The 1975-nt window shown below is 67.3% G+C and carries 2 protein-coding genes; both read right to left on the bottom strand.

All coding sequences use genetic code 11. The features are described 5' to 3' along the window. Positions 1-795: acetate/propionate family kinase (locus DEIPI_RS0104160; protein WP_027480952.1), on the bottom strand; the 795-nt coding region annotated here is incomplete at its 3' end. 54 nt (positions 796-849) lie between these two features. Next, positions 850-1695, bottom strand: a complete 846-nt coding sequence (locus tag DEIPI_RS0104155) for an MBL fold metallo-hydrolase (protein ID WP_027480951.1) — start codon at positions 1693-1695, stop codon at positions 850-852. Between the last annotated feature and the right edge of the window lie 280 nt (positions 1696-1975).

Raw genomic sequence — 1975 nt, 5'->3', positions numbered from 1 at the left:
CCCCGCGAGGCGCGCGCGGTGCAGGTCACGCAGGTCGTTCGACACGCCGCTCAGACCCAGCAGGCCGCTGCGGCGATTCAACACGTCCGACGCGGCCGCCTCGCCCTCCCGCTGGGCCAGCATCAGCGCGACCGCCGGGTCCACGTCACCCGAACGTGTGCCCATCACGAGGCCCTCCAGCGGCGTGAAGCCCATGCTGGTGTCCACCGACACGCCTCCCTGGACCGCACACGCGCTCGCGCCGTTCCCGAGGTGCAACGTCACGATCCGCAGGTCCCGCAGGTCCCGCCCCAGCACCCGCGCCGCCTCACGCGACACGAACGCGTGACTCGTCCCGTGAAAGCCGTAGCGCCGCACGCCCTCACGCTCGTACAGCTCGTACGGGAGCGCGTACAGGAACGCGTGCCTCGGGAGCGTCGCGTGGAAGGCCGTGTCGAACACCGCCACCATGGGCCGCCCCGGCAGCAGCTCGCGCGCCGCGCGGATGCCCTGCAACGCCGGCGGATTGTGCAGCGGCGCGAGCCGGGAGAGGCCCTCCAGCTCCGCGAGCATCTCGTCCGACACCTCCGTCGCCTCCCGGAAGCGCTCCCCGCCGTGCACCGTCCGGTGCCCCACCGCGTCCACGTCCTCCACCCGCACGCCCGTCAGGGCCCGCGCGAGCGCCGCGCGGTGGTCCGGCACCTCCGCCTCGCCCACGCGGTCCACCAGGCCCCGCGCGAGCACCTCCCCCGTGGACGTGTCGACATGCTGGAACTTCAGGCTGCTGCTGCCGCAGTTGATGACGAGAACGCGCATGAATGCTCCTTCATGTAAGTGAAATGATTCACGATAAGCTGGGCGAGTGAAAAGCTACTCCTCCAGAGGAACCGCGTCGAAGCCACCCTTCGCGTTCGGCACCAGACGCGCGAACGGCACCCGCGGATCATGCGGCGTCGCCACGACCGCCCCCTCCTGGGCCCACCGAGGAAACCACGCCTTGCGCGTCTCCAGACACGTCACCGGATACAGGTCATACCCCATCACCCACGAAAACGGCACGTGCGCCAGCGACGGCAACAGATCCGCCGGCTGCACCAGCACCTCACCCCCGGAACGCAACACCACCCCCTGCTGCCCCAGGTTATGCCCCGGAAGCGGCACCACCGAAAGACCCGGCAGCACCTCCGCCTCCCCCTCCACCACCTCGAACAACCCCGCCTCCAGCACCGGCACGAACGTCTCCGGCACGTAACTCGCCCGGTTCCGCTCATGCGGATGCATCGCGTCATACAACTCCTGCGCCTGCACCACATACCGTGCGTTCGGGAAAGTCGGACGCCCGTCCGCCCCCGTGTTCCGACCACAATGATCGAAATGCAGATGCGTGTTGATCACCACGTCGACATCCCCCGGCTCCAGACCCAACCCCCGCAACCCCGAGAACACCGACTCGTCCCGATCCAACCCGTACATCGCCTCGAACTTCTCCCCACCCCGATCCCAGAAGCCCGTCTCCACCAGCACGTTCCTCCCACCCAGCTGGATCAGCAACGGATTGAGCCGCAGCTCCACCCGATTCGACTCGTCCGGCGGCGCCACCCGCGACCACAACACCCGCGGCACCACCCCGAACATCGCCCCACCATCCAGACGGAACCGACCGTCCGTCAACGACGTCACCACCGCCTCACCCACACGAATCGAACGACTCCACATGCGGGGATGCTACCGGAAAAGAACCGAACGGCACGATCGGCGCCCCCACGTGACCTTCAGAAAGAGAGCGCGGCGACCTGATGACTGCCCTTCATCACATGACCTTTCCGTGTATAAAAGACTTGCCGAGGCCTCTTGCAGTCGCCACCTTCGAGGTCTGAGGCTGAAACAGGGTACCGACCATCCTGAATGACGAGCGGGACGCCCGGCGCGCATCCACGAACGGTTGTATAAAATAAGTGTAGAAAGAAGAGGGGGCGGCGCGTCATACGCGCCGCCC

It is taken from the genome of Deinococcus pimensis DSM 21231 (assembly GCF_000519345.1).
In the GTDB taxonomy this organism is placed as follows: domain Bacteria; phylum Deinococcota; class Deinococci; order Deinococcales; family Deinococcaceae; genus Deinococcus_A; species Deinococcus_A pimensis.
This window is presented reverse-complemented; position numbering and strand designations above follow the sequence as displayed.

Excerpts from the sequence above, each read along its gene's own strand:
- DEIPI_RS0104155 (WP_027480951.1), bottom strand. The coding sequence starts at position 1,695 with ATGTGGAGTCGTTCGATTCGTGTGGGTGAGGCGGTGGTGACGTCGTTG.